Source organism: Candidatus Eisenbacteria bacterium (genome assembly GCA_016235265.1).
Lineage (GTDB): Bacteria > Eisenbacteria > RBG-16-71-46 > RBG-16-71-46 > JACRLI01 > JACRLI01.
Genome location: JACRLI010000019.1, coordinates 51781 through 77987 on the forward strand (window position 1 = coordinate 51781; position 26207 = coordinate 77987).

General features: G+C 73.5%; 18 protein-coding genes. 16 read left to right on the forward strand and 2 right to left on the reverse strand.

Annotated elements, in window-relative coordinates; translation table 11 throughout:
* Positions 1-25 precede the first annotated feature (25 nt).
* From HZB25_11195 to HZB25_11265, 15 genes are read left to right on the forward strand one after another with little or no spacing between them, the layout of a single operon-like run.
* Positions 26-1576: an oligosaccharide flippase family protein gene (locus tag HZB25_11195; protein MBI5837803.1), complete on the forward strand. Its 1551-nt coding sequence runs from the start codon at positions 26-28 to the stop codon at positions 1574-1576.
* The gene (locus tag HZB25_11200; protein ID MBI5837804.1) at positions 1573-2298 is read left to right on the forward strand and encodes a glycosyltransferase family 2 protein; all 726 of its coding nucleotides are present in this window, start codon (positions 1573-1575) and stop codon (positions 2296-2298) included. Before HZB25_11195 ends, HZB25_11200 begins: the two co-directional genes overlap by 4 nt.
* Positions 2295-2669 carry a DUF2304 domain-containing protein gene (locus HZB25_11205; GenBank protein ID MBI5837805.1) on the forward strand — a complete coding sequence of 125 codons (375 nt, stop codon included), beginning with the start codon at positions 2295-2297 and terminating at the stop codon, positions 2667-2669. The genes HZB25_11200 and HZB25_11205 overlap by 4 nt, the downstream gene beginning before the upstream one ends.
* Positions 2666-4525, forward strand: a complete 1860-nt coding sequence (locus tag HZB25_11210) for a hypothetical protein (protein ID MBI5837806.1) — start codon at positions 2666-2668, stop codon at positions 4523-4525. Before HZB25_11205 ends, HZB25_11210 begins: the two co-directional genes overlap by 4 nt.
* Positions 4522-5199 carry a glycosyltransferase family 2 protein gene (locus HZB25_11215; protein MBI5837807.1) on the forward strand — a complete coding sequence of 226 codons (678 nt, stop codon included), beginning with the start codon at positions 4522-4524 and terminating at the stop codon, positions 5197-5199. Before HZB25_11210 ends, HZB25_11215 begins: the two co-directional genes overlap by 4 nt.
* Positions 5196-6194 (forward strand): flippase-like domain-containing protein, encoded by a 999-nt coding sequence (locus HZB25_11220; GenBank protein MBI5837808.1) that lies wholly within the window; start codon positions 5196-5198, stop codon positions 6192-6194. The genes HZB25_11215 and HZB25_11220 overlap by 4 nt, the downstream gene beginning before the upstream one ends.
* Positions 6191-8806 carry a hypothetical protein gene (locus tag HZB25_11225; protein ID MBI5837809.1) on the forward strand — a complete coding sequence of 872 codons (2616 nt, stop codon included), beginning with the start codon at positions 6191-6193 and terminating at the stop codon, positions 8804-8806. The genes HZB25_11220 and HZB25_11225 overlap by 4 nt, the downstream gene beginning before the upstream one ends.
* The gene (locus HZB25_11230; GenBank protein ID MBI5837810.1) at positions 8799-9521 is read left to right on the forward strand and encodes a class I SAM-dependent methyltransferase; all 723 of its coding nucleotides are present in this window, start codon (positions 8799-8801) and stop codon (positions 9519-9521) included. Before HZB25_11225 ends, HZB25_11230 begins: the two co-directional genes overlap by 8 nt.
* A 3-nt stretch (positions 9522-9524) precedes the next feature.
* On the forward strand, positions 9525-10964 hold the full coding sequence (locus HZB25_11235; protein ID MBI5837811.1) for an oligosaccharide flippase family protein: 1440 nt from the start codon (positions 9525-9527) through the stop codon (positions 10962-10964).
* A 10-nt stretch (positions 10965-10974) separates the two neighbouring features.
* Entirely contained in the window at positions 10975-12180 is a 1206-nt protein-coding gene (locus HZB25_11240) for a glycosyltransferase (GenBank protein MBI5837812.1), read from the forward strand.
* Positions 12177-14297, forward strand: a complete 2121-nt coding sequence (locus HZB25_11245) for an alginate lyase family protein (protein ID MBI5837813.1) — start codon at positions 12177-12179, stop codon at positions 14295-14297. The genes HZB25_11240 and HZB25_11245 overlap by 4 nt, the downstream gene beginning before the upstream one ends.
* Complete coding sequence (locus HZB25_11250) at positions 14294-15715, forward strand: phenylacetate--CoA ligase family protein (GenBank protein MBI5837814.1); 1422 nt, start codon at positions 14294-14296, stop codon at positions 15713-15715. The genes HZB25_11245 and HZB25_11250 overlap by 4 nt, the downstream gene beginning before the upstream one ends.
* Before the next feature lies 1 nt (position 15716).
* The gene (locus HZB25_11255) at positions 15717-16922 is read left to right on the forward strand and encodes a glycosyltransferase family 4 protein (protein MBI5837815.1); all 1206 of its coding nucleotides are present in this window, start codon (positions 15717-15719) and stop codon (positions 16920-16922) included.
* Positions 16919-18061 carry a hypothetical protein gene (locus tag HZB25_11260; protein MBI5837816.1) on the forward strand — a complete coding sequence of 381 codons (1143 nt, stop codon included), beginning with the start codon at positions 16919-16921 and terminating at the stop codon, positions 18059-18061. The genes HZB25_11255 and HZB25_11260 overlap by 4 nt, the downstream gene beginning before the upstream one ends.
* Positions 18058-19041: a glycosyltransferase family 4 protein gene (locus HZB25_11265; GenBank protein MBI5837817.1), complete on the forward strand. Its 984-nt coding sequence runs from the start codon at positions 18058-18060 to the stop codon at positions 19039-19041. Before HZB25_11260 ends, HZB25_11265 begins: the two co-directional genes overlap by 4 nt.
* 94 nt (positions 19042-19135) lie before the next feature.
* Here the strand turns inward: HZB25_11265 and HZB25_11270 are convergent, their stop codons facing one another.
* On the reverse strand, positions 19136-21394 hold the full coding sequence (locus HZB25_11270) for a bi-domain-containing oxidoreductase (GenBank protein ID MBI5837818.1): 2259 nt from the start codon (positions 21392-21394) through the stop codon (positions 19136-19138).
* 96 nt (positions 21395-21490) lie between these two features.
* Between HZB25_11270 and asnB the strand changes: the two genes are divergently transcribed.
* Positions 21491-23425, forward strand: coding sequence for an asparagine synthase (glutamine-hydrolyzing) (gene asnB / locus HZB25_11275; GenBank protein ID MBI5837819.1), 1935 nt, complete (start codon positions 21491-21493; stop codon positions 23423-23425).
* On the opposite strand, the gene HZB25_11280 is transcribed toward asnB, so the two are convergent.
* Positions 23422-26067 carry a PAS domain S-box protein gene (locus HZB25_11280; protein MBI5837820.1) on the reverse strand — a complete coding sequence of 882 codons (2646 nt, stop codon included), beginning with the start codon at positions 26065-26067 and terminating at the stop codon, positions 23422-23424. The genes asnB and HZB25_11280 overlap by 4 nt on opposite strands.
* Between the last annotated feature and the right edge of the window lie 140 nt (positions 26068-26207).

The following is a 26207-nucleotide window of genomic DNA, read 5'->3' on the forward strand; positions in this document are numbered from 1 at the left end:
TCCTCCCTAGCCCGAGTGGCCGTCCATGTCCCGGAACGCCGACGTCGAGCACCAGAGTTCCCCGCAACAGGGGTACGGCCGGGTCGGGGGTGCGCTCTCCTGGAGCGTGCTCGGCAAGGCCGTGCGCGGCCTGCTGCTCATGGTCACCTCGGTGATGGTGGCCCGGGGGCTGGGGACCGTGGCCTCCGGCCATTACAGCGCCACCCGCAACGTCATCGGCCTGTTCACGGTCCTGTGCTGGATGGGCCTGACGCAGGCCCTGCTGCGCTACCTGCCGGAGATGCGCGTGAAGGGCAACGTGCGCGCCGCGCGCCGGCTGGTACTGGCCACGCTGGGGCTGCAATCGGTGGTGTGGGCCGGGCTGTTCGCGGGCACCATCGTGTTCCGCCCCCAGGTCGAGGCCCTGTGGCACCATCCCGTGGACGGTCTGGTGATCCTCGCCACCGGGCTGCTGCTGGTGGACCTGTTCGTCACCACCTGGACCCAGGTGCTGACCAGCTGGTACGAGATCCGAAACCTGACCGCGGCCCAGGCGCTGGGCTCGGTGGTGTACCTGGTCCTGGCCCTCCTGGCCCTGCGCCAGGGCCACGGGGCCGCCGGGGTGCTGGTGGCGGCGGGGATCTCCAGCGGGGTGACCGGGCTGGTGCTGCTGCTGGACTCGCGCCGTTTCCTGGCGCTGCCCTCGCCGGGCAGCGAGGACGTGGAGATGGGCCGCGTGGTCCGCTACGCGCTGCCCTTCGCGGCCATCGGGGTGCTCAACCTGATCACGTGGCGGAGCTTCGAGACGCTGATCCTGGGCCACTACTGGCCGGGCGCCCAGGTGGGCTTCTTCGACAAGGCCTACAACGTGCCGCAGCAGTTCATGGACTTCGTGCCGGCGGCCATCTGGCCGCTGATGCTGGCCAGCTTCTCCGAGGTGTACGCGCGCGATCCCGCGGCGCTTTCGCGCGCGGTGCGCGCCTACTACAAGCTGCTGTTCTTCCTGGCCGCCCCGATCTCGGTGTGGGGGGCCACCGTGGGCGCGCGCGCCGTGCCCGCCGTGTACGGGCCGGACTGGGCCCCGGCGGGGCCGCTGTGCGCCGCGTTCTTCGCCATCTTCGCCGTGACCTACCTGGCCACGCCGCTGTCGCTGTGCCTGTACGTGATGGAGAAGACCTGGGTCAACCTGCTGGTGAACCTGGGGAGCGCCGCGGTGATCCTGGGGCTGAACTTCGCGCTGGTGCCGCGCTACGGCATGTGGGGCGCCGCGGTGCCGGTGGCGCTGGTGATCGCGCTCTCGCCGTTCGTGTACCACTCGATCGTGCGGCGCTGGGCGCCGCAGGTGGGGATCCCCTGGAGCTTTATCCTGCGCTGTTACGCGGCCTCCGCGCCGCTGGCCGCGCTGGGGCTGGGCACGCAGCGGGTGCGCTCGCTGGCCGGCCTGGTGGTGCTCTCGGCCGCGGCCGGGGTGCTGTCCATCGCGTGCATCCGCTGGTTCCGCCTGCTGGGTGAGGAGGAACGGGCGCTGTTCGAGAAGCTGCGCCTGCCGATGCGCGGGCTGTGGGTGAAGCTGCTGTTCCGGGGGGCTGCCGCGTGATCGACTGGACCAGGGTGCTGGTGACCGTGCCGGCCTTCAACGAGGCGGAGAACCTGCCGCGGGTGATCCCCGAGATCCGCGCCGCCGCGCCCGGCGCTGCGATCCTGGTGGTGGACGACTGCTCCCGCGACGAGACCCGCGCGGTGGCCCGCGGGCTGGGGGTCACCGTGGTGTCGCACCCGGTCAACCTGGGGGCCGGCGGGGCCATCGGCACCGGCTTCCGCTACGCGGTGGAGAAGGGTTACGACCTGGCGGTGAACGTGGACGGCGACGGTCAGCACGACCCGCGGCACCTGGCCGCGGTGGTGTCGCCGGTGGCCGGGGGACAGGCGGACGTCAGCATCGGCTCCCGCTACGTGGAGAAGACCGCGTACCGCGCCCCGCTGCTGCGCCGGACGGGGATGCTGCTCTTCTCGTGGGTCACCACGCGACTGGCGGGCGTGGCCATCCACGACACCACCTCCGGCTACCGGGCCTACTCGCGCGAGGTGATGCGCCACTGCATGGCCGACCTGCCGCACGACTTCCCCGACGCGCCGTTCCTGATCCACCTGGCGCGCTCCGGGTTCCGCCTGGTGGAGGTGCCCGTGGAGATGCGCGCGCGCGAGTTCGGCCAGAGCTTCTACACCTTCACCAAGTCCCTGTACTACCCGTACAAGAACCTGCTGGCGTCGGCGATCGTGGCGCTGCGGGTGAAGTCGCGGGGGAGGAGGCGCCCATGAACGTGACCGGCGGGAACGAGCACCTGTCGCGAATGCCGCAGCTGGTGGCGGGGGTGACCGCCCTGCTCCTCGCGGTGTACGTGCTGAACCTGGTGCGCCGCAAGCGGCTTTCCGAGGAATACAGCGTGCTGTGGATGATGGCCACCGTGGGGATCACCCTGCTGGCCTTCTGGCGCGGCCTGCTGCAGGCGATCACCCGGCTCTTCGGCGCGGTGTACGACACGTCCACCATCTTCTTCTTCGGTTTCGTGTTCGTGTTCGTGAGCCTGCTGCAGCAGAGCCAGAAGCTCACGCGGCTGGAGCAGGAGAACCGCGACCTGGCGCGCGCGCTGGCACTGGAGCAGCTGCGGCGGGAGGAGCGCACGGATTGAACCTGCTGCGCGCGGCGGTGCTGGGCGGCGCCCTGTACCTGCTGCCGGCGCTGGCGCTGGCGTCCTGGGTGCGCCACGGCGGCGCCCTGCGACGCTGGGGACTGGCGCTGGTGCTCTCGCCGGTGGCGCTGGGGGTCTCGGTGCTGCCGCTGCGCCTGGCGGGGCTGGACAGCCTGCAGGCCGGGCTGGTGGCGCTGGGGGCGTGGGGCGTGGTGGCGGCGTGGCGCGGCCGGGAGCTGCCCGGCGGGTTCGGCGCGGAGGAGACCCAGGCGCTGTGGCGGTGCGCGTGGCTGCTGCCGCTGGTGCTGGTGCCGCCGCTCCTGAACCCGCACCTGCTGGAGCGTTCCGACGCGTGGTTCCACGCCGCGGTCACGTTCCAGGTGCGGGACCTGGCGCTGCCGCCCCAGGATCCCTACTACGCGGGGCTGCCGCTGCAGTATTTCTGGTTCTTCCACGTGGTGCTGGCCACCTACGACTCGGTGGCCCGCGTGGGGCCCTTCGCGGCGATGTGGCTGTTCAACTCCGCCTACTTCGCGCTGGCGCTGGCGGGGGCGTACCTGCTGGCGCGGCGGGTCGGACTGTCCCACGCCGCGGCGCTGTGGGCGCCGGGTCTGGCGGCGCTGGGGGCCAACGCGGCGGGGTGGGGCTGGGTGCTGGTGCACGCATGGAAGTCGCCCACGGGCTGGGCGGGGCTGGGCGCGCACCTGCCCGACTACGTGCTGAACCTGGTGCAGTGGCGCTACAGCTCGGCGGCGCTGGCCTACTCGCTGGACAAGTACCAGGTGGGCACCGCGTTCTCGTGGGGCATGACGGTGTTCCTGTGGTGGGCGCTGGCGGCCGCGGAGACGCGCGAGGAGCGCCGGCCGGGGACCTTTCTGGCCGCGGGCGCGCTGGCCGCGGCCGCGCTGCTGGTGCACACCGTGGCGGGCTTCGCGGTCTACGTCGCGGGCGCGGTGGCCACGGTGCTGGCGTTCCTCTCCGCGCCCTCGCGCGGCAGCCTGGTGCGCTCGGCCGCGCTGGCGCTGGTCATGGCCCTGGGGGCGCTGGCGGTGATGCCGTACCTGCGCGCGGTGACCCAGGCCAAGTCCGACGGCGGGCTGCCGGAGCTGCTGCTCAACCGCGGGATGGTGTGGACCACCCTGTGGGTGGGCGTGGGGGTGCTGAGCTTCGCGGTGGCGGCGGCGCCCGCGGCGTGGCGCGCGGGCGGCGCGGCGCGCTGGACGCTGCTGTTCGTCGCCTGTGGTGTGACGCTCGGCTGCGTGCTGCGCGTGAATTCGGGCAACGAGGGCAAGTTCCTGCACCTCGCCCTGCTGCCCGCGGCGGCGCTGGCGGCCGGCGCGGCGCGGGCCGCGTTCGTGCGCCTGCTGCCGGGACGGGTGGCGCGGGGGGTGGCGCTGGCGCTGGCCTACGGGCCGACCCAGGCCCTGGTGCTGGGCTGCGTGCTGCTCTCGCACGGGATGGCGGCGCTGCGGCCCGACCCGCCTGCGCCCGGCCCGCAGGAGCTCCGGTTGTACGAGTGGGTGCGGCGGGAGACGCCCGCGGAGGCGGTGGTGCTGGTGGCGCCGGGCAGTCTGCAGGCGCTGGTGCGGGCGGAGCGGGCCCAGGTGTGGACGCGCTCCGCCTACGCGGAGCAGTGGAAGTACCCGGCGACGGCGGTGGCGTCGCGCCGGGGAGCGGTGGAGGCGGCCTTCGGCCGCGGCCTGGGGCCCGGGGAACTGCGTTTCCTGGCCGGCCTGGAACGACCCGTATACCGGCTTTCCCGGGATGGGGAAGCCCCGATGCAGTCCTGCTTCGTCGAGGCGCGCCGCGAGGGCGCGTGGCGCGCGGAGCGGCTGGTTCTCCCGGAGGCGCGATGATCCGAGGGCAGAAAATCAGCGTGGTGATCCCCTGTTACAACGAGGAGGACGGCGTCCGGCACGTGATCGAGGGCATGCCGCCCTGCGTGGACGAGATCGTCGTGGTGGACAACAACTCCACCGACCGCACCGGCGAGGTGGCCCGCTCCCTCGGCGCGCGCGTGGTGTTCGAGGGCCGCCCCGGGTACGGGGCGGCGTACAAGGCCGGTCTGCCCGCGGCCACCGGCGACGTGATCTGCACCCTGGACGGCGACGGCAGCTACCCCGCGGACGCCATCCAGCCGCTGGTGGAGCGCCTCCTGGACGGCGGGCTGGACTTCATCTCCGGGTGCCGGTTCCCGCTGGCCAACCCCAGGGCCATGCCGTTCACCAACCAGCTGGGCAACAACGTCCTCACGCTGGCGATGTTCCTGCTCTTCGGCAAGCCGGTGCGGGACTCGCAGTCGGGCATGTGGATCTTCCGCCGGGCCATCCTGAAGGAGTTGCGCCTGACCAGCGACGGGATGCCGCTGTCCGAGGAGATCAAGATCGAGGCCCTGATGCGCAGGCTGAAGTTCGAGGAGGTGCACATCCACTACCTCGAGCGCATCGGCGACGTGAAGCTGCGCAAGTGGCGCGACGGCTGGGAGAACCTGGTATTCCTGGCGCGCAAGCGGTTCGGCGGGGGGGCATGATCCGACGGCTCCTGCTGGGGCTGGCCATCACGGGGCTGCTCCTGTGGTGGGTGCTCCGCGGCATCGACTGGGGCAGGGTGGGCGACGCCCTGGGCCGCGCACACTACGCGTGGCTGGTCCCGGCCATGGCGTTCACCATGCTCGGCTACCTGGTGCGCTCCTACCGCTGGAAGTTCCTGCTGGCGGGGGTGAAGGACATCCGGACCGCCAGCCTGTTCAGCGCCACGCTCATCGGCTTCCTGGCCAACGTCATCCTGCCCGCCCGGCTGGGCGAACTGGTGCGTCCCTACGTGATCGGGCGGCGCGAGGGCGTGAGCAAGACCGCCTCGCTGGCCACCATCGTCGTGGAGCGGATCTTCGACCTGACCACGCTGCTGGCGTGCTTCGGCGGCGTGATGCTGGTCTACCCCCACGGTTTCTCCCCGTGGCTGCGCCGCGCCGGGCTGACGGTGCTGGTGATCAACGTGGTGGTCCTGGGGGTGCTGGTGCTGCTGCAGGTGCAGACACAGCGCTTCCTGGCGCTCGCCCGCCGCCTGATGCGGCCGCTCCCGGCGGGCCTCGTGGAGCGCATCGCCGGACTGCTGGCCTCCTTCGCGGAGGGGCTGGGGGTGCTGCGCAACGGGCACCACCTGCTGCGGATCTCGCTGCTCTCCGTGCTCATGTGGTTCACCATCGTGCTGAGCATCTGGTCCACGCTGGAGTCGCTCCACCTGGGCCTGCCGCTGTACGCCAGCGCGGTGCTGATGGTGGTGATCTCAGTGGGCATCATGCTGCCCTCCGCGCCGGGCTACTTCGGGCCCATGCAGGTGGCCTGCCAGGCCGGCCTGGCGATCTTCGGGGTGGACGCCAGCACCGCGTTCACCTACTCGTTCCTGTACATGGTGACCCAGCACCTCCCGGTGCTGGGCTTCGGGTTCTTCTACATGTGGAAGGAGAACCTGACCCTGGGAGACATTTCCCGCGTGGGCTCGCGGGAGGCCGAAAGGCCGCGATGAGCCCGCCCGCCCGCCTCGCCCCGATGTTCCCGCTGGCCGGCTCCGCCGCGCTGCTGGCGCTGACAATTACCGCCGCCGGGCCCGCGCCGGTGCGCATGGCGGTGGCGCTGGTGGCGCTGTGGGTGCTGCCGGGCTGGAGCCTCGCGCGCCTGTCCGGGCGCCGCGAGCGCGAGCCGGCGCCGGCGCTGGCCTATGCGTTCGGCGGCAGCGCCGCGTGGCTGGCGCTCGCCGCCGCCCTGTGCTTCCTGCTGCGCCTGCCGCCCGCGGCGATCGCCCACCTCACCGCGGGCCTGCTGGCGCTCTCGGGCGCGTGGATGCTGCGGCCGCGCGCGCGGGGGCCCGGGGATGACGGGGCTGCCGGCGCCCCGGGACCGGTGTGGAACCTGGCGCAATCGGTGGCCCTGGTCGGCCTGGGCGCGTTCCTGCTGCGCTGCGGCGGGTCCATCGGCCAGAGCTACGATTCGCTGGACCACCTGGCGTACATGAAGACCATCCTGCAGGACGGCTCGGTGCTGCCGCTGCGCGAGTTCTACCGCGAGGTCACCTCGGGGGCCATCGACCTGCGCAAGGGCTTCCTGCACGGGCCCCTGGCGGTCACCGCCGCGCTGGGCGGGGAGAGCCCGGCGGGGCTGTGGCGGGCGTGGCCGGCCCTGGCGGGGCCGGCGGTCACCGCGTGCTTCTACGTGCTGGCCCGCACCGTGGCGACCTCGCGCGCGGGGGCGGCCGCGGCGACGGTGCTCTTCGCCCTCCTGTACGGCGCCCCCGGGCACAGCTTCCTCCTCAAGCTCGGCTACCCGAACAAGACCGCGGACGCGCTGGTGTGGCTCGCGTTCGCGGGCCTGATCGCGGGGCTGCGTGCGGCCGCCTCGCGCGGGAGTGCCGCGTTGGGCGCCGGCGCGCCGCCCGGCGGGGGGGAGCGCCCGGAAGCTGGCGCCGCGGATCCGGACCCCGGCCCTTTCCCGGTGCCGTGGCTGCTGGCGGCCTCGGCCATGGTCCACGTGTTCGCCCCGGCGCCCTGGTTCTTCGTCGTGGGGGTCTTCGTGGCCGTGGCCGCCGCGACGGGCTCCATGCGCACCCACGCCCGGAGCGCGCTGCGCTCCCTGGCGGTGGCGGCGCTCTGCTGCGTGCCCATCCTGGCGTGGCGCTTCCTGGTTTCCTACGACCCGGTGAATCCCATGCACACGAGGCTGCAGGGCCTGCTGGTGCTGCCGGCGGGCTACGTGCTGGAACCGCTCTCGTGGCTGCGAATCCTGGGGCAGGCCACCTGGCTGTCGCTGCTGGCCACGCCCTTCTTCCTGGCGCACCGGCCTTCCCCGCAGCGGCTGCTGGCGTGCGTCGGCGTGTGGTCCGCCGTGGGGCTGCTGTTCAACCCTCTGCTGATGCCGCTGGTCGCGCCGAAGCTGGGGTACCTGGCGGTGCGGCTGTACTCGCCGGCGCTGGCGCTGTGCGTGCTCGGCGCCTGGCTTGCCGACCAGGCCGCGGAGTTCCGGCCCGGGCGCCGGGTGGCCTCCGCCGGCGCGTGGCTGCTGGCGGCGGCACTGCTGCTGGGCCCCGACATCAAGGCCGGCGCCCTGGGCTACGGCCCGGCGGCCCTGGCGGTGGAGGAAGCCCATTCGTCCGCGCCCTGGCGCGCCACCCTGGAGTTCCTGGAGCGCGCCTACCCGGATCGCCGGGTGGTCGTCTCCGACGCGATCACCTGCTACAGCGTGGCGGGGCTCACCCGTCACGATGTGATCGCCACGCTCAACCAGCACTCCTCGCCCAGCGATCGCGAGGCGCTGGAGCGCATGCAGGCCGCCTCGGACATCCTGAGCCCGGGCTGTCCGCCGGCCCGCGCCGTCGAGTTGCTGCGCCGCTACGGCGTGGACCTGGTGGTGCTGAACTTCACCCATCCGGGCCCGCGGCTGGACTACATGGTGTCGGTGGACCCCGCGGAGTACCCTGCGGTGGAGCGGAAGTTCGCCTCCCGCCCGGACGCGTTCCGCGAGGTGTTCCGTGCCCCCGGGCAGCGGGTCTTCGAGGTCCTTCCCGCGGGGCTGGCGGCGTACGCCGCGGAGCCCGTGCCGGCGTGGCCGGACCTGGCGCCGCCGGCGGGGTCTCCGCAGGTGGACCTGGGCGGTGGCAACCTCCTGGGCTGGCTGCGCCTGGAACCCCGGGCGGTCGCCGGCGGGGAATCGGTGTTCGTGCGCTGCCTGCTTCGCCGCGACCGGCCCCCCCGCGCGGGAGAGCGGTTCCGGGTGGAGCTGAGCCTGGCCCGGGAAGTGCCTGCGCGGCCCGCGTGGCTGCCCCCGCGCCTCGGCCGGGTCTTCGCCCAGAAGCGGGCGCACCGCCTGTACCGGCTGAACTACTACCTTCCGCTGCGGGCGGAGGGCGGGTTGCCCGAGCACTGGCCCGCGGGCCGGTGGGTGCGCTGGGCGCCGCCGCTGTACGTCCCCGGCGGCGCAGAGCCCGGCCGTTACCTGCTGCGCATGCGCGCCGTGACGCAGGACTTCCTGCCCAGCGTGAACCTTCGCCACTACCTCGAGGACGACGACGCCACACCCGGCGGGGTGCTGGATTCCGTGCAGGTGCTGCCCCCGGACGCGCGGGGAGGAAGGCGGACCGATGGCTGACGCAACCGAAACGCCCCGAGCGGGCGGCGAGGTCCGCACCGACGCCTCCGGGGAGCGCCTGGACAACGTGTACGCCTGGGGAGGGGACGAAGCCGGCCTCCGCCGGACGCAGCGGAAGTACGCCGAGCGATTCGCAGGCCGGCGCCGGGTGCTGGACGTGGGATGCGGCCGGGGGTTCTTCCTGGGGCTCATGCGCGAACTGGGCATCGGGGGTGCCGGGATCGACATGTCCGAGGCGATGGTGGAGGCCACCCGGCTGGCCGGGTTTCCCGTCGAGCTGAGTGAAGGGAGCGCCTACCTCGAGCGGCACCCGGGTGAATTCGACGGGATCTTCGCCAGCCACGTCATCGAGCACATCCCGGCGCAGGAAGGGGAACGGTTCATCCGGCTCGCCGCCCGGGCGCTGGCGCCGGGGGGGCGGCTGATCGTCATCACGCCGCGGACGCTGGTGATGCGGAGCATCGCGAGCGGATTCTGGCGCGATCTCACGCACCAGCGCCCCTACCCGCTGGACCTGCTGGAGGCGCTGTGCGAGTCGGCGGGCCTCTCCGTGGCGGAGTCCGGCCCGGACCCCGACACCGCCACCCGGCTCGGCCCCAAGGACTGGCTCATCGCGATGCTGCGGCGGCCGTTCCTGGGGCCGGTGCTGCACGATTTTCTGTACGGTCCCGGCGCCCACTTCGTGGTCGCGGACCGGCCCGAAGCCCGAGGCTAGAGCTTGGCCAGGTTCCTGAAGCGCCAGAGCATCTCCAGTTCCATCGGCGTGGTCATGTCCATGACCATCCTGCAGCGCGTGCTCTCGGTGCTGCGCCAGATGGTGTTCACCCGGATGCTGGGCCCGTCCGGCGTGGGGGCGCTGGGGCTGGCGGTGGACACCATCATGGGCACGCCGCTCAACATCGTCACCCTGGGGTTGCCCTCCAGCTATGCGCGCTACGTGCAGCAGTACGAGCGCAAGGGACGGCTGCGGGACTTCTTCCTGCGGACCATGCGCCCGACGCTGGTGCTGGCCTCGATCGCGGCGGTGGGCTGCCTGGCATTCTCCCCGCAGGTCTCGGCGCTGGTGTTCCAGGAGCGCACGCAGACCTGGCTGGTGGTGGTCACCGCGCTGGCCATCGTGCCCGAGGCCATGCTGCGCCACCTGCGCGCAGGTTTCGCGGGCATGCGGATGTTCTTCGTCACCTCCTCGATGGACTTCTTCCCGGTGCTGGTGTTCAGCGTGCTGGGCGCGGTGCTGGTGCTGTGCGTGGCGCGCACGCCGGTGGCCGCGGCCGGGGCCCAGGCCATCGGGTCGTGGACCACGGCGCTGGTCTTCGGCGGCCTGCTGTGGAAGCACCTCAAGAGCGCCGAACCGGAGCACCTGCGCATCGAGGAGCCGGACTTCGTGCCCAAGATCGTCCGCTACAGCGGCTGGTCCATGCTGATGCCTCTGGAACTTCAGCTGCTGGTGCTGGTGGACCGCTGGATGCTGGTGCGCCTGCGCGGGCTGCACGACGTGGGCATCTACACCGCCGCGGCCAGCGTGTCCGCCTACGTGTTCCTCCTCGGCGCGCTCACCGCCAACGTGCTGAGCCCGAACCTGAGCCAGATGTGGGAGGAGGGGGACCGCCGGGTGGTGATGCGCCGCATCAACTTCGCGGTGCGGGCCACGTTGCTGGCGCTGCTGGGGGTGGCGCTGTTCCTGCTGGCGGTGAGCCCCTGGGTGATCCCGTTCATCTGCGGCAAAGGATTCACGGAATCGGCCAATCTCATGTGGGCCTTCGTGATGTACCACCTGTTCTACTCCGCCTTCTACGTGCTGGGGCTGTACCCGTTGCTGATCGAGAAGCCGCAGATGGGCCTGCTGGGGGTGACCATGGGCCTGGTGGCGGACGTGGGTCTGAACCTGCTGCTCACGCCGCGCTATGGCGTGACCGGGGCGGCCATCTCCGCCTTCTGCAGCATGGCGGTGATTGCCCTGGTGATGCTGGCGCAGTGCACCATCTTCGTCCTGGCGCTGTTGTTCCTTCCGGCACTGCGCTCGCGCCGCATCCTGCTGGCGGCCTACGCCGCGCTGATCCTGGTCATCCTGTTCACGCCGTGGCTGCTGGACGCCGAGGAGAAGGCGCTGCTCAAGGCGCGGGTGCTCGGGATGCTGCGGCGGCCCGGCGGGGCGTGAGGTGCCGGGGATGAGGGTGCTGTTCCTGGCCGACGGCCCGCGCGGCCCGCTGGTCACCGGGGACCGCCTGCGCAACTGGCGGCTGGTGGAGCGGCTGGCCCGCCGCCACCGGATCACCTGGTGGAGCCTGCAGGAGCCCGGCGCGACGGATCCGGGCCCGGCGCCCGCGGGCGTGGAGGCCCGGGACGTGCGCGTTCCGCCCGGGTGGCAGGAGCCCGGCGGCAAGCTCGCGAAGTGGCTGCGGGCGCTGACCTCGCCGGAGCCGCTGCTGCTCATGCCGCCGCAGCTGCGGGGGGTGGGCGCGGAGGTGGAGCGGGCGGCGGCGGATTGCGACGTCATCCACGTCTCGCACCTGCAGGCGTGGCGCGCCGTCCCGCCGTCCCTGCACCGTCGCTGCGTGGTGGACCTGCACGATTCGATGAGCTTGCGCTACGACGCCTTCTTGAAAGCGTCCCCGGCCATGCGGTTCCGGGACCGCTCATTCTTCTGGTACAGCTTCCTGGGCCAGGCGGAGAAACTGCGCGCCTACGAGCGGGGGATGCCGGCCCGAGCGGGCGCGGCCGTGGTGGTGGCGGCCCGCGACCGCGACCACATCGGCTCGGCCTCCATGCGGGTGATCCCCAACGGCGTGGACACGGAGTACTTCCGGCACGACGGCGGTGGGCGCGTCCCGGGCCGGCTGGTGTTCTTCGGCAACCTGCGCTACCGGCCCAACGCCGACGCGGCCGGGGTGCTGGCGCGCGAGGTGCTGCCCGCGGTGCGCGCCCGGGTCCCCGGCGCGCACGTGCGACTGGTGGGTGCGGACCCCGGACCGCCGGTGCAGGCCCTGGCGGGCCTGCCGGGCGTCACGCTGGTGGGCTGGGTGGACGACATGCGCGAAGAGCTCTCGCGCGCCGAGGCGTTCGCCTGCCCGCTGCGGGTGGCCTCGGGACTGCAGAACAAGGTGCTGGAGGCGCTGGCGATGGAACTGCCCACGGTGGCTTCGCCCACCGCGGTGGCGGGCCTGGAGCTGCGGGACGGGACGGACCTCAGGGTATGCCCCACGGGCGAGGAGTTCGCGCGGGTGGTCGCGGAGCTGCTGGAGGATCCCGCAGCGCGGGCCCGTCTCGCGGACTCCGGGCGCGACGCCGTGCGCCGGGCCTACTCGTGGGACCGCGCCGCGGAGGCGTTCGGGGAGCTGTACCAGGACGTGGCTGCCGCAGGGCAACCCGCATGAATGCGCCGCTGCTGGTGCGGCGGGTCCGCGAGCTGGGTCCGGGGATGGTGGCCTACCGCGTGGGGCAGCGCCTGCGCCGGCGCATGGCGCGCGCGCGCGCGGACCTGCTGGGCCCGCGCCGTCCGGGTTTCGTGGAGCCGCCGGACTGGGAGCGCACGCCGTTCTTCGTGCGCGCCGCCGGGCGCGCCGCGCTGGCGCAGCTGCTTCGGGAGCGCTGCCCCGCGGCGCTCGACGCGGTGCTCCGGGACGCGGACGAGGCACTGCTCGGCCGGGTGGAACTGCTCACCGGCGAACGGCACGACTTCGGGGCGCGGGTGGACTGGCACCGCGATCCGCGCTCCGGCGCACCGGCATGGCCGGTGGCGCACTTCACCCGGCTCGACGCGCTCCGGCTCGGGGAGTCGTGCGACATCAAGATCCCGTGGGAGGTGGGTCGGGGCACGCACCTGCTGCGGATGGCCCAGGCGCACTGGCTCACGGGGGAGGACCGCTACGCCGCGGGTGCGGCGGCGGGGATCGAGGACTTCACCGGGTCCAACCCGCCGGAGTTCGGGCCGCAGTGGATCACCCCCATGGAAGTGGCGCTGCGCATCGCCCACTGGGTGTGGATCGACCGGTTGTGCGCCGGCTCGCCGGCGTTCCCGCGGGGCACGCGCGGAAGGCTGTGGTGGGGGGTGCTCGAGGGGGCCAGGTTCGTATCCGCCTTCCGGGAGCGCGATCGGTTCAGCGGGAACCACTACTGGTCCAACGGGCTGGGATTGTGGTACGCGGGGGCATTCCTGGGGCGGCGCGGCCGGGCCCTGGCCCGCATGGGACGGGAGATCACGCTGGGAGAGCTCTTCGCGCAGACCCGCCCGGACGGGACCAGCATCGAGTGCAGCACCGGCTATCACCGGCTGGTGACGGAGCTGGCGTTGCACGGGCTGCGCCTGGCCGATCTCGAAGGCCAGGCGGGCCAGGCCGCCGCGGCGCCGGAGGCGGCGCGGGAGAGGGTGCGGGCCATGGTGGGCTTCGTCGCCGCGACGCTGCACCCCGGGGGGCGCGCGCCGCAGCTGGGCGATCACGACGACGGGCGGATCCTGTCGTTTGCGCCCCGGCCGCCGCTGGACCATCGGCACCTGCTGGCCGTGGGCGGGGCGATGTTCGACGAGCCCGCGTGGCGGGATGCCGGCGCGGCAGCGCTGGACGAGGCCGCATGGCTGGCGGGCCTGGATGCGGTGGGCGTGCAACCGGCGGGCGCGCCCGCGGAGGGCGCGGAGGCTGTTTCGGACGCGCCGGTCACGCGGGGCGCTCGCCGCATATCCGCCGCCGGGGCGTCCGGGTGCGCGTTCCCCGACGGCGGGATCTATGTCCTGCGCGCCGGCGCGGTCCACTCGGTGTGGGACGCCGGCCCGCTGGCCAAGCCGGGAAACGGCGTCCACGGGCATGCCGACACGCTTTCCGGCGAGGTTTCGGTGGACGGACGGCCGGTGCTGGTGGATTCCGGCACCTGCGCCTACACCTCGGACCCGGCGGTTCGCAACCGCCTGCGCGGCACGGCCGCGCACAACACGGTGCAGGTGGACGGATTGGAGATGGCCGAACCGGGCACGGGCCTCGACCTGTGGTACTTCCAAAACGGCGTGCCGTGCACGGCGCGGCTGGCGGAAGGTCCGCAGGGCACCACGCTGGAGGCCTCGCACGAGGGCTACCGCGCCCGCGGGCTGCCGGTGACCGTGCGTCGCACGGTGCACCTGGCCGCGGGCGGCTCCGAGCTGCGCGTGCTCGACCGCGTGGAGGGCGAGGGCCGGCACCGCGCCACCCTCCGCTGGCACCTGGCGGCGCTCGAGTGGCACCAGGCCCCGGACGGCGCGGTAAGCTGCGGCGTCGGCGGCCGGTTGGTGCGGCTGCGCGCGGGAGCGCCGGCTCGCGGGCCGCGGGAGACGGGGTCCGGGGAGCGCGCCGGAGCACCGGGCGCCGCGGGCCCCGCCGCGCCCCGCGCGCGGATGGTGGCGGGCGAGCACAGCGAGCGCTGGGGCGAGCTGCATCCCGCGCCGGTGCTGGAACTGGAAGTCACGGGGGAACTGCCCCTGGAATTCGAGACCATCCTCGAGGTGGAGGACGCGAACCAGGCATGAGCGTCTTGAGCGACATCCGCGGCCACGCCCAGAAGCTGCGCAGCTTCATCCCCGCGAGCCTGCGCTACGGGGCGCTGTACCGGCGCACGCTGACCGCCCTCGAGAAGAGCCAGTCCTTCGACGAGGACCGCCTGCGCGACCTGCAGCGCGGGGAGTTGCGCCGCCTGCTGCGCCACGCCTTCGAGCAGGTGCCCTACTACCGCGAGGCCATGCAGGCCGCCGGGCTGCGGCCCGAGGAAGTGCGCGGGCCCCAGGACCTGCTGGCCCTGCCGTTGCTGACCAAGGAGATCATCACCACCCGCATGCCCGAACTGGTGGCCGGCAACTTCGGGCCGGCGCGCTGCCTGCGGCGCACCACCGGGGGGACCAGTGGCACGCCCCTGGGCTTCGTGGTGGAGCGCGGGCGCACCGACCCGCTGGAGCGCGCGTTCATCGCCCGGGCGTGGGGCTGGCTCGGGGTGCGCTTCGAGGACCGCTCGGTGATCCTCAAGGGTCAGGTGGTGGCCCCGAAGGACCTGCGCGCCGGCCGCTTCTGGCAGACCTGCTACCCGGAGCGCGACTGGACCTTCTTTTCGTCGCACCACCTCACCGCCGAGAACCTGCCGGCCTACGCCCGCAAGATCCAGGAGTTGCAGCCGGTCTTCATCCAGAGCTTCCCGGCGGGCCTGGACGTGCTGGCACGCCATTGGATCCAGGAGGGCCTGCCGCCGCTGGCGGGGCTGCGCCTGGTGCACGTGGCTTCCGAGACCCTCCGCACGGACCAGCGCGAGCGCTTCGAGCGGGCCTTCGGCGCCCGGGTGTTCTCCAACTACGGGCAGAGCGAGTGCGCGGTGCTGGCCAGCGAGTGCGAGCACGACCACGCCTACCACGTGTTCCCGGAGTACGGCGTGACCGAGATCCTGCGCGTGGACGGCACGCCCACGGCCCCCGGCGAGATCGGCGAGATCGTGGGCACCGGCTTCAACAACTACGCGCTGCCCATGATCCGCTACCGCACCGGCGACCTGGCCGCGTGGAGCCGCCGGCGGTGCGTGTGCGGGCGCGCATTCCCGCTGCTGGAGCGGCTGGAGGGGCGGGGCCAGGACGTGGTGGTGGCCCGTGACGGGCACATCATGCCGCTCAACGCCCTCATCTTCGGCACGCATCTCGAGGAGTACGCCCGGCTCAAGGAGATGCAGGTGCGCCAGGAGCGGCCCGGCGAGATCACGCTGGCGGTGGTGCCGTACCCGGACTACTCGGGGGACACCGCGCGCGGCATCCGCTCGAAGCTCGAGGCCGTGGCCGACGGGGGGCTGACGGTGCGGGTGGAGGTGGTGCCCGACATCCCGCGCACGAAGAGCGGCAAGTTCAAGCTGCTGGTGCAGAAGCTGCCCGCCACCTGGTGGGGCGGCTACGCCCCGGTGGAGCGGGAGGACTGACGTGCGCGTCCTGTACGTCGTGCCGGATCCGGGGGTGACGCCGCGTGCGCGCGGCGGAGGGTTCCAGACGCACGTCACGGAGACCATCCGGAACCTGGAAGCCCTGGGCCACCAGGTGAGTCTCCTGGACAGCGGCAAGGTGGAGTTCGAGGCCGACGGGCGGCCGCGCGGCGGCGGCGCGTACGGCTGGAAGGAGCGCCTGCCCCGGGGGCTGCGCGTGGTGGGCCGCGACACGCTCTACCTGCTGCACAACCGGCGCTTCCGGCGGCGGCTGCAGGAGTGGGCGCAGCGGGAGGGGCCCTTCGACGTGGTGTACGAGCGGTACCACGCGTTCGAGTGGGCCCCGGGCGCCTGGGCCCGCGCGGCCGGGATCCCGTGGGTGCTGGAGTTCAACGCCTCGGTGGACGAGTTGAAGCTCCTCGGGGGGCTGGGCCTGGGGACCATCGGCCGGGCCGTCGAGCGCCGCGTGACGCGTCGCGCGCACCACGTGATCGCGGTTTCGGGGGTGCTGGGCGAGCAGCTGCGGGGCATGGGGGTGGAGCCGCACCGCGTGCACGTGCTCCACAACGGCGTGGACGAGCGGCGCTTCCGCCCCGACCTGGACGGCTCGGAAATCCGCCGCCGCTTCGGGCTCGAGGGCCGCGTGGTGATCGGGTTCGTGGGCAGCTTCGCCGCCTACCACGGGGTGGACCTGTTCCTGGAGGCCGCCCGCCGAGTTACGGCGGCGCGGCAGGACACGACCTTCTTCCTGGTCGGGGGCCGCAGGGGGAACCTGCGTTACGAGGCCCTGCGGGCGGCCACCGCGGAGGCGGAGCGCCGGGGCTCGGTGGTGTACGCGGGCGAAGTGCCCCACTCCGAAATCCCCTCGTACCTGGCGGCCATGGACGCCGCGGTGATCCCCATGGCCGCGGACTATGGCTCGCCCACCAAGACCTTCGAGTACATGGCCATGGGGCGCGCGGTGGTGGCCCCCGCGGTGCCGGCGCTGCGGGAGGTGCTCGAGGACCGCGTCACGGCCCTGCTCACCCGCCCCGGGGACGTGGACGACCTGGAGCGCGCCTGCGCCGCGCTGGCCTCCGACGCGATGCTGCGCGCACGGCTCGGGCGGGGTGCGCGCGAGGCGGTGGTGGCGCGGCACACCTGGTCGGGCAACGCGAAGTTCATCCACGACCTGCTGGAGCGGGCGGTGGCGGAGGGCCCGCGATGAGCCCGGGGGAGGGCGCCGCGCTGGCGTCGGCCGCGCGGGAGGCCGCGGTCCGCCTCCACGCGTTCATGGAGGCGCGCTTCTGGGACGGTGCCACGCTGGGCGGGCCGGACCAGGGCGTGCGCTGGCACCTGCGGATCGGGCGCTTCGTGAAGAGCTACCTCCCCCTGCTCCAGCGCCGGGAGCGCTTCGTCTTCCGGCAGGGCCAGGGCTACTGGGCGATGGCCAACCGGGAGCTGGCGCGCGCCACGGGTGAGGCGCGCTATGGCGCGATCGCCCGGGCGGTGGCCGACGAGTGCCTGGCTTCGCAGCTGCCTGACGGCTCGTGGGAATACCCGCTGCGCGCGCGGCGGCACCTGAAGGCCACGGTGGAGGGCAATTTCGGGGCGGTGACCCTCCTGGGCGCCTGGGAGGACACCGCCGACCCGCGCTACCGCGACGGCGCCCTGCGCTGGCACCGCTTCCTGGAGGAGCGCATCGGCTACGAGCCGCACCCCTCGGGCGGCCTGGCGGTGCACTACTTCGACCGGCCCCGCGGGCTGGTGCCCAACAATTCCGCCGAGATGGTGTGGGTGCTGGGCCGCTATGCCACGTCGCTCTCCGACCCGGCGTTCCTGGCGCGGGTGCCCGCGCTGGAGACCTTCCTGGAGGCGGTCCAGGAGCCAACCGGGGAGTTCCCCTACGAGCTGCCCGGCCGGCATGACGCCCGCCATCAGCCCCATTACCTGTGCTACCAGTACAACGCCTTCCAGGCGCTCAAGCTGTGGTGGCACCACGAGGCGCACGGCGACGCGCGCGCCGGGGGACTCGCGCGCCGGGCCACCGCGTACCTGCGTGGCGGGGTGCGGCGGGGCGGGGCGTCCCGGTGCGACTGCTTCCACGACCTGCCCGAGGTCCTCTACTACGCCGACGTGCTGGCGCTGGCGCTGCAGTCCGGCGCGCGCCACGGCGTGGAGGGGGCCGCGGAGCTCTCGGATCGCGGCCTGCGCTGGACGCTCTCGCGCCAGCTGCCCTCCGGCGGCTTCCGCTTCTCGCGCGGCGACTACGGCCTCCTCTCGGACCGCCGCTTCTATCCCCGCAACCTGGCCATGACCCTCTTCCACCTGCTGGAGTGGGCCCGCCGGGAAGGGGGACGGGAGTGAAGGTCCTGTGCCTCACGAATCTCTACCCGATCCCCGAACGGCCGGCGTGGGGCACCTTCGTGCGCTCGCAGATGGAGTCGCTGCGCCCGCTGGGGGTGGACTTCGACGTGCTCCTGGTGCGCGGCTGGGAGGACCGGGCCAACTACTGGCGCCAGAGGGGCGAGGTCCGGGCCGCGCTGGCGCGGGGCTACGAACTGGTCCACGTGCACTTCGGCCTCACCGGCGTGCTGCTGGAAGGCATGCGCACCCCGCCCACGGTGCTCTCCCTGTGCGGGGACGACCTGCTGGGGCGCGCGCGCCCCGACGGCAGCATCGCGCTTTCCAGCCTGCCCATGGTGTGGCTGTCGAAGCGGGCGGCGCGACGCGCGGAGGCCGTGGTGGTGAAGTCCGCGCACATGCGCCGGGTGCTGGCGCCGGTGCGGGATTCGGTGGTGCTGCCCAACGGGGTCAACTTCGACGTGTTCGCGCCCTGCCCGCGCGAGGCGGCGCGCCGGCGGCTGGGTTGGGATCTCGAGGATCGCTACGTGCTGTTCGCGGCGGACCCGGCGATCGCCGCCAAGAACTTCCCGCTGGCCGAGTCGGCGATGCGGCTGCTCACCGCGCAGGGGGTGCACGCCACGCTGGTGCCGGTCCATGACCGCCCGCAGGCGGCGCTGGTGGACGCGATGAACGCCGCCGACGCCCTGCTGTTCACCTCGTGGCGCGAGGGCTCGCCCAACGTGGTCAAGGAGGCCATGTCGGTGGGCCTGCCGGTGGTCAGCGTGGACGTGGGGGACGTGCGCGAGCACGTGGAGGGCTGTGACGGCTGCGCGGTGACGGAGCGCGCCACGGCCCCGCTGGCGGCGGCGCTGCGGCCGCTGCTGGAGGGCCCCCGGCGCACCGCGGGGCGCGAACGGGTGGCGTACCTGCGCAATGAGCGCGTGGCGGAGCGGCTGCTGGATGTGTATCGCGGGGCCATCGAGGCCCGCGCGGGCCGCTGACGCGGGGTGCGCGCTGTGGCGGCGCGCGCCGGAGGCGCGACCGCGCGCGAGGGCGCTGCATCTTCGGGTGCGGACCCCGGGCGCGGTGCGCCGGTCAGACTTCGAGCGGGCGGCGTTCCACCAGCGAGCGCGCCGCCTGCAATGTGGCGCGCATGCTGTCCAGGAGCTCCTGCGGGGGCACCGGCGGCGGCGCCTCGCCGCGGGCGGCCGCGGCGAACAGGCGCATCTCCTCCGCGTGGCCCTTGTCGGGCGCGGCGGACTTCCAGCGCCTCTCGCCGGCAGGGCCCAGCAGTCGCGCCTCGCGATAGTCATCGAGGCGGGCCGAGAAGCCGCCGCCGAAGATCTCGAGGCACTCCTTGGGGAAAGTCGCCTCCCCGGAGGCCCAGTAGCCCAGCGTTCCGGCGCTGCCGTTCTCGAAGGCCAGGTTGAACGACGCGTTGTCTCCGGCCCACGCGGGCCGGCCGGGCTCGGGGAACGCCTCGCCGTGCACGCGCACGATGCGCGAGCCGGCCAGGTGCGCCAGCAGGTCCAGGAAGTGGCAGCCCTCGCCCAGGATCCGCCCGCCGCCCACCGCCGGGTCCTGCGTCCAGTGGGTATGCGGAATGAAGCCGGCGTTGACGCGAAAGGAAAGACCCAGCGGCGCGGCGCCACCCAGGGCCTCGCGGATTCCGCGGATCATGGGCGCGAAGCGACGGTTGAAGCCGACCAGCAGCAGGCTGCGGGACGCGCGCAGCGCGTCGGCGACCTGTTCCAGCTCGGCGTGGGTGAGGGCCAGCGGCTTCTCCACGAACACGCTCTTGCCGGCGCGCAGCGCGCGGCACACCAGCGGCGCGTGGGTGTCGTGCCGGGTGGCGATGACCACCGCGTGCACGTCTTCGCGCGCCAGCAGGGAGTCCACCGAGCCGGTGGCCTCCGTGAAGCCGTAGCGCGCGGCCACCTGGCGGGCGGTGAGGCCGGTGGCGTCGCACACCGACACGAACCGGACGCGCGGGTCGCGCTTCAGGTTGGGGAGCAGGTAGCTCTGCGCGAAGGAGCCCGGTCCGATCACTCCCAGGCCCAGCATCTCGCGGCGCGGCACCACCGGCTCGACGGCCTGCGGGCGGGCGGGAGCGCCCGCGGTGGCGGCGGTCGGCGGCAGGGGCGACGGTTTCGCCGGGCCGGCGGACAGGGTGCCGTCGGTCGCGGCGGCGGGCCCGGTGGAGCCGGGTGTGGCGGCCTCGCCCGTTCCCCGGGTCGCGGCCGGATGCTCGAGCACGATGCCCAGCGCACCGCTGTCTCCGGTGACGCGGGCATACGCCTCGGGGGCGCGCTCCAGCGGAAAGCGGTGGGTGAGCACCTCGTCCAGGCGGAGCGCCCCGCGGGCGAGCAGGGCCAGGAAGGCATCCAGGTTGCGGCCCTCGGTCCAGCGCACGTAGCCGGGCGGATAGTCCATCCCGTGCTCCTCGTATGCCGGGTCGTAGCGGCCCGGGCCGTAGGAGCGGGAGAGGAGCACGCTGAGCTCCTTTTCGTAGTATGGTGAGCGCGGGACCTCGCCGCCCACCGCGCCGACCAGCACCACGCGGGCGCGGTCGCGGGCCAGGGCGCCGGCCAGCTGGAGCGGTTCGCTGGACGAAGTCGCGGCGGTGAGGATCACGGCGTCGAAGCCGATGCCACGGGTGAGGCGGTCCACCGCGGCGCGCGGGTCGTCGTGGCCGGGGACCAGGCCGCCGGAGGCGCCGCAGCGCAGCGCCAGCTCCACGCGCGCGGGGGAAAGGTCGGCGGCCAGCACGCCGCAGCCGGATGCGCGCAGCAGCTGCACGGTGAGCTGGCCCAGCAGGCCGAGGCCGATCACGGCCACGTTCTCGCCCAGGCGCACGTCGGCCTGGCGCACCCCCTGCAGGGCGATCGCGCCCAGCGTGGCGGCGCAGGCGTGGTCCATGCGGACGCCGTCCGGGACGAGCGCGCACAGGTTCACCGGCACCGCCAGCATCTCGGCGTGCGGGGCGCCGGGCCCGGCGCAGGCCACCCGGTCGCCGGCGCGCAGGCCCGGGGCGCGGGGACCCACCGCCACCACGGTGCCGGCGGCGGAATAGCCGATGGGCTTGTAGGAAGCCAGCTTGTCCTGGATCTTCTCCAGCACCTTGCCGGGGCCCTCGGCCAGCGCCTGGCGCGCCAGCTCCCCGACCTTGGAGGGGTCGCGCATGGCCTTGGTGACCAGGCTCTCGCGGCCCGTCTCCACCATGGCGCGCTCGGTGCCGGTGCTGATCAGGGAGTACTCGGTGCGCACCAGCGCGCCGGCGTCCGGCACCGGCGGCTCGGGCACGTCGAGCACCACCATTTCGCCCGTCTTGCGGTCCTGGCTGACCTGTTTCACTTCATCTCTCCGTGGTTCGCGGACAGCTTCGTAAGGAAGGCGCGGCCAGCGTACAACCCGCCCCGAGGGGCGTCAATCAAGGAGCCGGAACGGCCCATGTGCGGCATCTGCGGAGTGTGGCACCCCGGTCGCCGGGCGGTGGACGGCGCGCTGCTGCGGCGCATGAACGCATGCATCGCGCATCGCGGCCCCGACGACGCGGGCTTTCACGAGGCGCCGGGAGTGGGCCTCGGCATGCGGCGACTGGCGATCATCGACCTGGCCGGCGGCCACCAGCCCATGTCCACCGCGGACGGCGCGCAGTGGATCGTGTTCAACGGCGAGATCATGAACTTCCTGGAGGTGCGCGCCGAGCTGGAGGGGCTGGGCCACCGCTTCCGGACCCACTCGGACACCGAGGTGCTGCTGGAGGGCTACCGCCAGTGGGGCATGGCGGCCTGGCCCCGGTTCGCGGGGATGTACGCGGCCGCCATCTGGGACGAGCCGGCGCGCCGCCTGGTGCTGGCGCGCGACCCGCTGGGGATCAAGCCGCTGTTCTTCGCCGACCTGGGGCCGGGGGGGGTGGTGTTCGGCTCCGAGCTCAAGTGCCTGTTCGAGTGCCCCGGCGCGGTGGGCGAGCCCGACCCCGCGGCGCTGGACGAGTACCTGGCCTACGGGCACGTGCACGCCCCGCGCACCTTCTACACCCGCGCCCGGAAGCTGCTGCCCGGCCATGCGCTGGTGCTGGAGGAGGGCCGCGCGCCGCGCGCCGAACGGTTCTGGGACCTGCGCCTGGGCGGCGCCGCGGCGCGCTCCGAGGCCGCCTGGGAGGACGAGCTTCGCGAGCGCTTCCTGGACACCGTGCGCCGGCACCTGATCTCGGACGTGCCGCTGGGGGCGTTCCTCTCCGGAGGCGTGGATTCCAGCGCCGTGGTGGCGGCCATGCGCCGCGTGCATCCGGGCGGCGTGCGCACCTTCACCATCGGCTTCCGCGAGCAGGCCTTCAACGAGATGCCCTACGCGCGCCGCGTGGCGGAACACCTGGGCACCGAGCACACCGAGGAGATGGTGGACGCCGGTGACGCCACCTCGGTGGTGGCCGACCTGGCGCGGCACTACGACGAGCCGTTCGCGGATTCCTCGGCCATCCCCACCTGGTACGTGTCCCGTGCCACCCGCCGGCACGTCACCGTGGCGCTCTCGGGCGACGGCGGCGACGAGCTGTTCGCGGGCTACCCGCGCTATCTCAACGAGCGCTGGATGGAGCGCTGGGCGCGGGTGCCGGCCCCGGCGCGGGCCCTGGCGCGGGCCCTGGCGGCGGCCGCGCCCCGGGGCCTCGGCGCGGGACTGGCCGCCTGGCGCCAGCGCGTGCTCAAGCGCTTCGAGGACGCCGAGCTGGGCGACGCGTTCCTGCGCAGCTTCTCGAAGAACCAGCTGGCCGGCCCGGCGCTGCGCCGGTCCGTCTACCGTGCGGACTACGCCGGGGGGCTCGACTTCTCCGGCGAGCTGGCGCGCTACGTGGCGCTCCACTCGCTGGCCCCGGTGAGCCGCGACCCGGTGGAGAACCTCCTGTACGTGGACACGGTGATGCGCCTGCCCGACGACATGCTCACCAAGGTGGACCGCGCCAGCATGGCCCACTCGCTGGAGGTGCGCGTCCCGTTCCTGGACCACACGCTGGTGGACTTCGTGGCCTCCATGCCGGTGGGGATGAAGCTGCGCGGGACCACCCGCAAGCACCTGCTGCGCAGGATCGTGCGCCCGTGGCTGCCGCCGGGAGTCCTGGACCGGCCCAAGCGGGGCTTCGCCGTGCCGCTCTCCAGCTGGTTCCGCGACGGGCTCGGTCGCCTGGCGCTGCGCCGGCTGCGCGAGTCGGGCGTCCTGGAGGACGGACAGCTGGACGCCGCGGGGCTGGAAGGGGTGGTGGCGGAGCACGAAAGCGGGCGCGCCGATCACGCCTCGATGCTGTACTCGCTGCTGATGCTGGCGGAGTGGAAGGACGGCCCGGACCGGGTGCGCCGGGACCGGGCCGCGGCCGGCCAGGAGAGCTAGGCCGCCAGCGGGCCGGACCGCGAGGTGCGGGGTGTCGAGGCCAGCACGCGTCGCACCTCGCGCGCCAGGGCGTCGGGTGTGAAGGGCTTGGCCAGGAACGCGTGGCCGCGGATCTCGGGCGAGGTGGCGGACTTTCCCACGTGCCCGGAAAGGAGCAGCACCCGCGTCCCGGGCCGGCTCGAGGCGATGCGCCGCGCCAGCTCCGGCCCGCCCATGCCGGGCATCACCACGTCGGCCAGCAGCAGATGGATGGGGCCCGGATGTGCGGACGCGAGATCGAGCGCATGGGCGCCCGTCGCGGCCTGGAGCACCCGGTAGCCGCGCTCCGCGAGCACCCGCGCCGCCACCTGTCTCACCGGTCCGTCGTCCTCGGCCAGGAGGATCGTCTCGGAGCCGCCGCCCCCGTCCGCGGAAGCGGGGGTGGGTTTATCCGCGAGGCTCACCGCCTCCACCACCGGGAAATAGAGGCGGAAGCGGGTCCCCACGCCCAGCTCCGAGAGCACCTCGATGTGCCCCCCGGACTGCTTCACGATCCCGTACACGGTGGCCAGCCCCAGCCCGGTGCCGTGGGCGCCGTCCTTGGTGGTGAAGAAGGGTTCGTAGATGTGCTGCAGCGTCTCCGGGGCCATGCCGCAGCCGGTGTCGGCCACATCCAGCACCACGTGCGGGCCGGGGGAGAGCGCGCCCATGCCGCGCACCGCGTCCGCGTCCAGCTCCCCGCGGGCGAGCGAGATCTTCAGCGTGCCGCCGTGGGGCATGGCGTCGCGGGCGTTCACCGCCAGGTTCATCAGCAGCTGCTCCATCTGGCCCGGGTCGGCCAGGACCGTCCCCACGCTCTCCGCGCGCTCGCACACCAGCCGGATGTCCTCGCCGATCAGGCGCCGCAGGAGCTTCTCCACGCCCGCAAGGGACTCGCCCAGGTCCATGGCCCGCGGCTCCGGCGCCTGCCGCCGGCTGAACAGCAGCAGTTGACGGGTCAGGGCCCCGGCCCGCTCGGCGGCGCGCCGGATTTCCGTCACGTCCTTGCGCAGGGGACTGGGCTCCTCCAACTGATCCTCCACCAGCTGGCTGTAACCCAGCACCACGGCCACGAAGTTGTTGAAGTCGTGCGCCACGCCGCCGGCCAGCCGGGCGACCGCCTCCAGTTTCTGGGACTGCAGCAGCTCCTGCTCCAGGCGGTGGGTCTCGGACACGTCGGCCACGATGCCCAGAAGCGCGTCGGTCTCGCCCTTCGAGTTCCGCAGCCCGGTGTGCCAGGCGTGGGCGCGGATGGTGGTGCCGCCCTTGCGCAGCAGCTCGCCCTCCCATTCCTCCAGCGGGGCGCCGCACTCGATCGCCCTCCGGCAGCGCCGCTCGAAGAGAGCGCGCGCGGCGGGCGGAAGCGTGGGCAGCGGCCGGCCCAGGACCTCCTCGGCCTTCCATCCAAAGATCCGCTCCGAGGCGGGGTTCCACAGCCGGACCCGGCCCTCCAGGTCCACGGCCTGCAGCGACACCGGCGCCGCCTTGACCAGGATCTCGAGCGTGGCGGTGCGGGCCCGCAGCTCCTCCCGCGCGGATTCGCTCTCGAGCTGGCGGGCCTGCAGCGCGGCGGCCATGTCGTCGAACGCACGGGCCAGCTGGTCCAGCTCGCCGGTTCCCCCCGCGGAGCCCGTCCGAACGGACAGATCTCCCCGGCTCAGCCGCCGCGTGACGTGCAGCAGGCGCCGGATCCGGTTGAGGACCAGCGGCCCCGACGCGGCCGAGGCGGCCAGCAGCGAGAGGGCCAGCACGCCCAGGATGGCGATCAGGTCGCCGCCGAACCGGCGCCTCGCCGGGGCGAGAGCGGTGGTGCGCGGGATGCCGACGAACAGATAGCTCCGCTGCCCGGATCGTGGTTCCAGGCCGCAGAAGGCGAACAGGCGCGGGATGCCGTCCACGCCCCGGGCCTCGAGCGTCCCCTCGTCGGGCGCCGCGCGAAGCGCCGCCACGATGGCCGCGGGGGCCTCGCCTCCCGCCCAGCGGCCCTGGTTCGGGAAGCGTGCCAGCAGGGCTCCATCCCCGCGTACGACGGCGACCGAGGTCCCCTCGGGCAGTTTCATGCGGTCCATGACCGATTCGAGGAAACCCAGGCTGACGGTCAGGCTCACCACCCCCGTGACCCGGCCGCCCGGGCCGGGCACCGGATGGTGCAGGTCGGCCCGCGCCGCGTCCTCGCCGGGGAGCAGGCGGAACTCCCCCACTCCCGGCTCACGGGTCGCTACCGCCCGGCGCACGCCGGCCAGCATCTGGAGTCGCTCCGACTCCGGCACCGGCCGCGCGCTGGTGGTCACCGCGCCCTCCGGGCTCATCAGGCAGATGTTGCGGAAGGCCGGGTCCTGGGCCCGGACGCCTTCCAGGAAGCGGTTGCCGGGTCCGGTGACGCCCGCGAGGACGCTGGGGTTGTCGGCGAGGGAGCACAGCACCTGGTTGGAGTGATCCAGGAGTGACTCCACGTTGATGCGGGCGAGCGCGTGGGACAGCTGCAGCGCGCGCTCGCGGGCGTTCTCCATCATCTGGGCGCGCTCACGCAAGGCCGCCAGCACCAGCAGCGCCACCACGGGCAGCGCCCCGAGCAGGCACAGGGTGATGAGCTGGAACCGGATCCGCTGGAAGAGTGGCTTCAAGGGCTTCGGCCCTCCGGGGACGCGCGTCCCGAGGAGGGCGGACGGCGCTGGTGACTGGGAGTGGTTGGGCCCGATGAGGGCCGTGGGGCGGAGGTTCGATGGGGGAGGCAGGAAGTGTCCGCCGCTGGAATACACTATCG

Coding starts and splice junctions, on each gene's coding strand:
- HZB25_11195 (MBI5837803.1), top strand. CDS start 26: ATGTCCCGGAACGCCGACGTCGAGCACCAGAGTTCCCCGCAACAGGGG.
- HZB25_11205 (MBI5837805.1), top strand. CDS start 2,295: ATGAACGTGACCGGCGGGAACGAGCACCTGTCGCGAATGCCGCAGCTG.
- HZB25_11215 (MBI5837807.1), top strand. CDS start 4,522: ATGATCCGAGGGCAGAAAATCAGCGTGGTGATCCCCTGTTACAACGAG.
- HZB25_11220 (MBI5837808.1), top strand. CDS start 5,196: ATGATCCGACGGCTCCTGCTGGGGCTGGCCATCACGGGGCTGCTCCTG.
- HZB25_11225 (MBI5837809.1), top strand. CDS start 6,191: ATGAGCCCGCCCGCCCGCCTCGCCCCGATGTTCCCGCTGGCCGGCTCC.
- HZB25_11230 (MBI5837810.1), top strand. CDS start 8,799: ATGGCTGACGCAACCGAAACGCCCCGAGCGGGCGGCGAGGTCCGCACC.
- HZB25_11240 (MBI5837812.1), top strand. CDS start 10,975: ATGAGGGTGCTGTTCCTGGCCGACGGCCCGCGCGGCCCGCTGGTCACC.
- HZB25_11245 (MBI5837813.1), top strand. CDS start 12,177: ATGAATGCGCCGCTGCTGGTGCGGCGGGTCCGCGAGCTGGGTCCGGGG.
- HZB25_11250 (MBI5837814.1), top strand. CDS start 14,294: ATGAGCGTCTTGAGCGACATCCGCGGCCACGCCCAGAAGCTGCGCAGC.
- HZB25_11260 (MBI5837816.1), top strand. CDS start 16,919: ATGAGCCCGGGGGAGGGCGCCGCGCTGGCGTCGGCCGCGCGGGAGGCC.
- asnB (MBI5837819.1), top strand. CDS start 21,491: ATGTGCGGCATCTGCGGAGTGTGGCACCCCGGTCGCCGGGCGGTGGAC.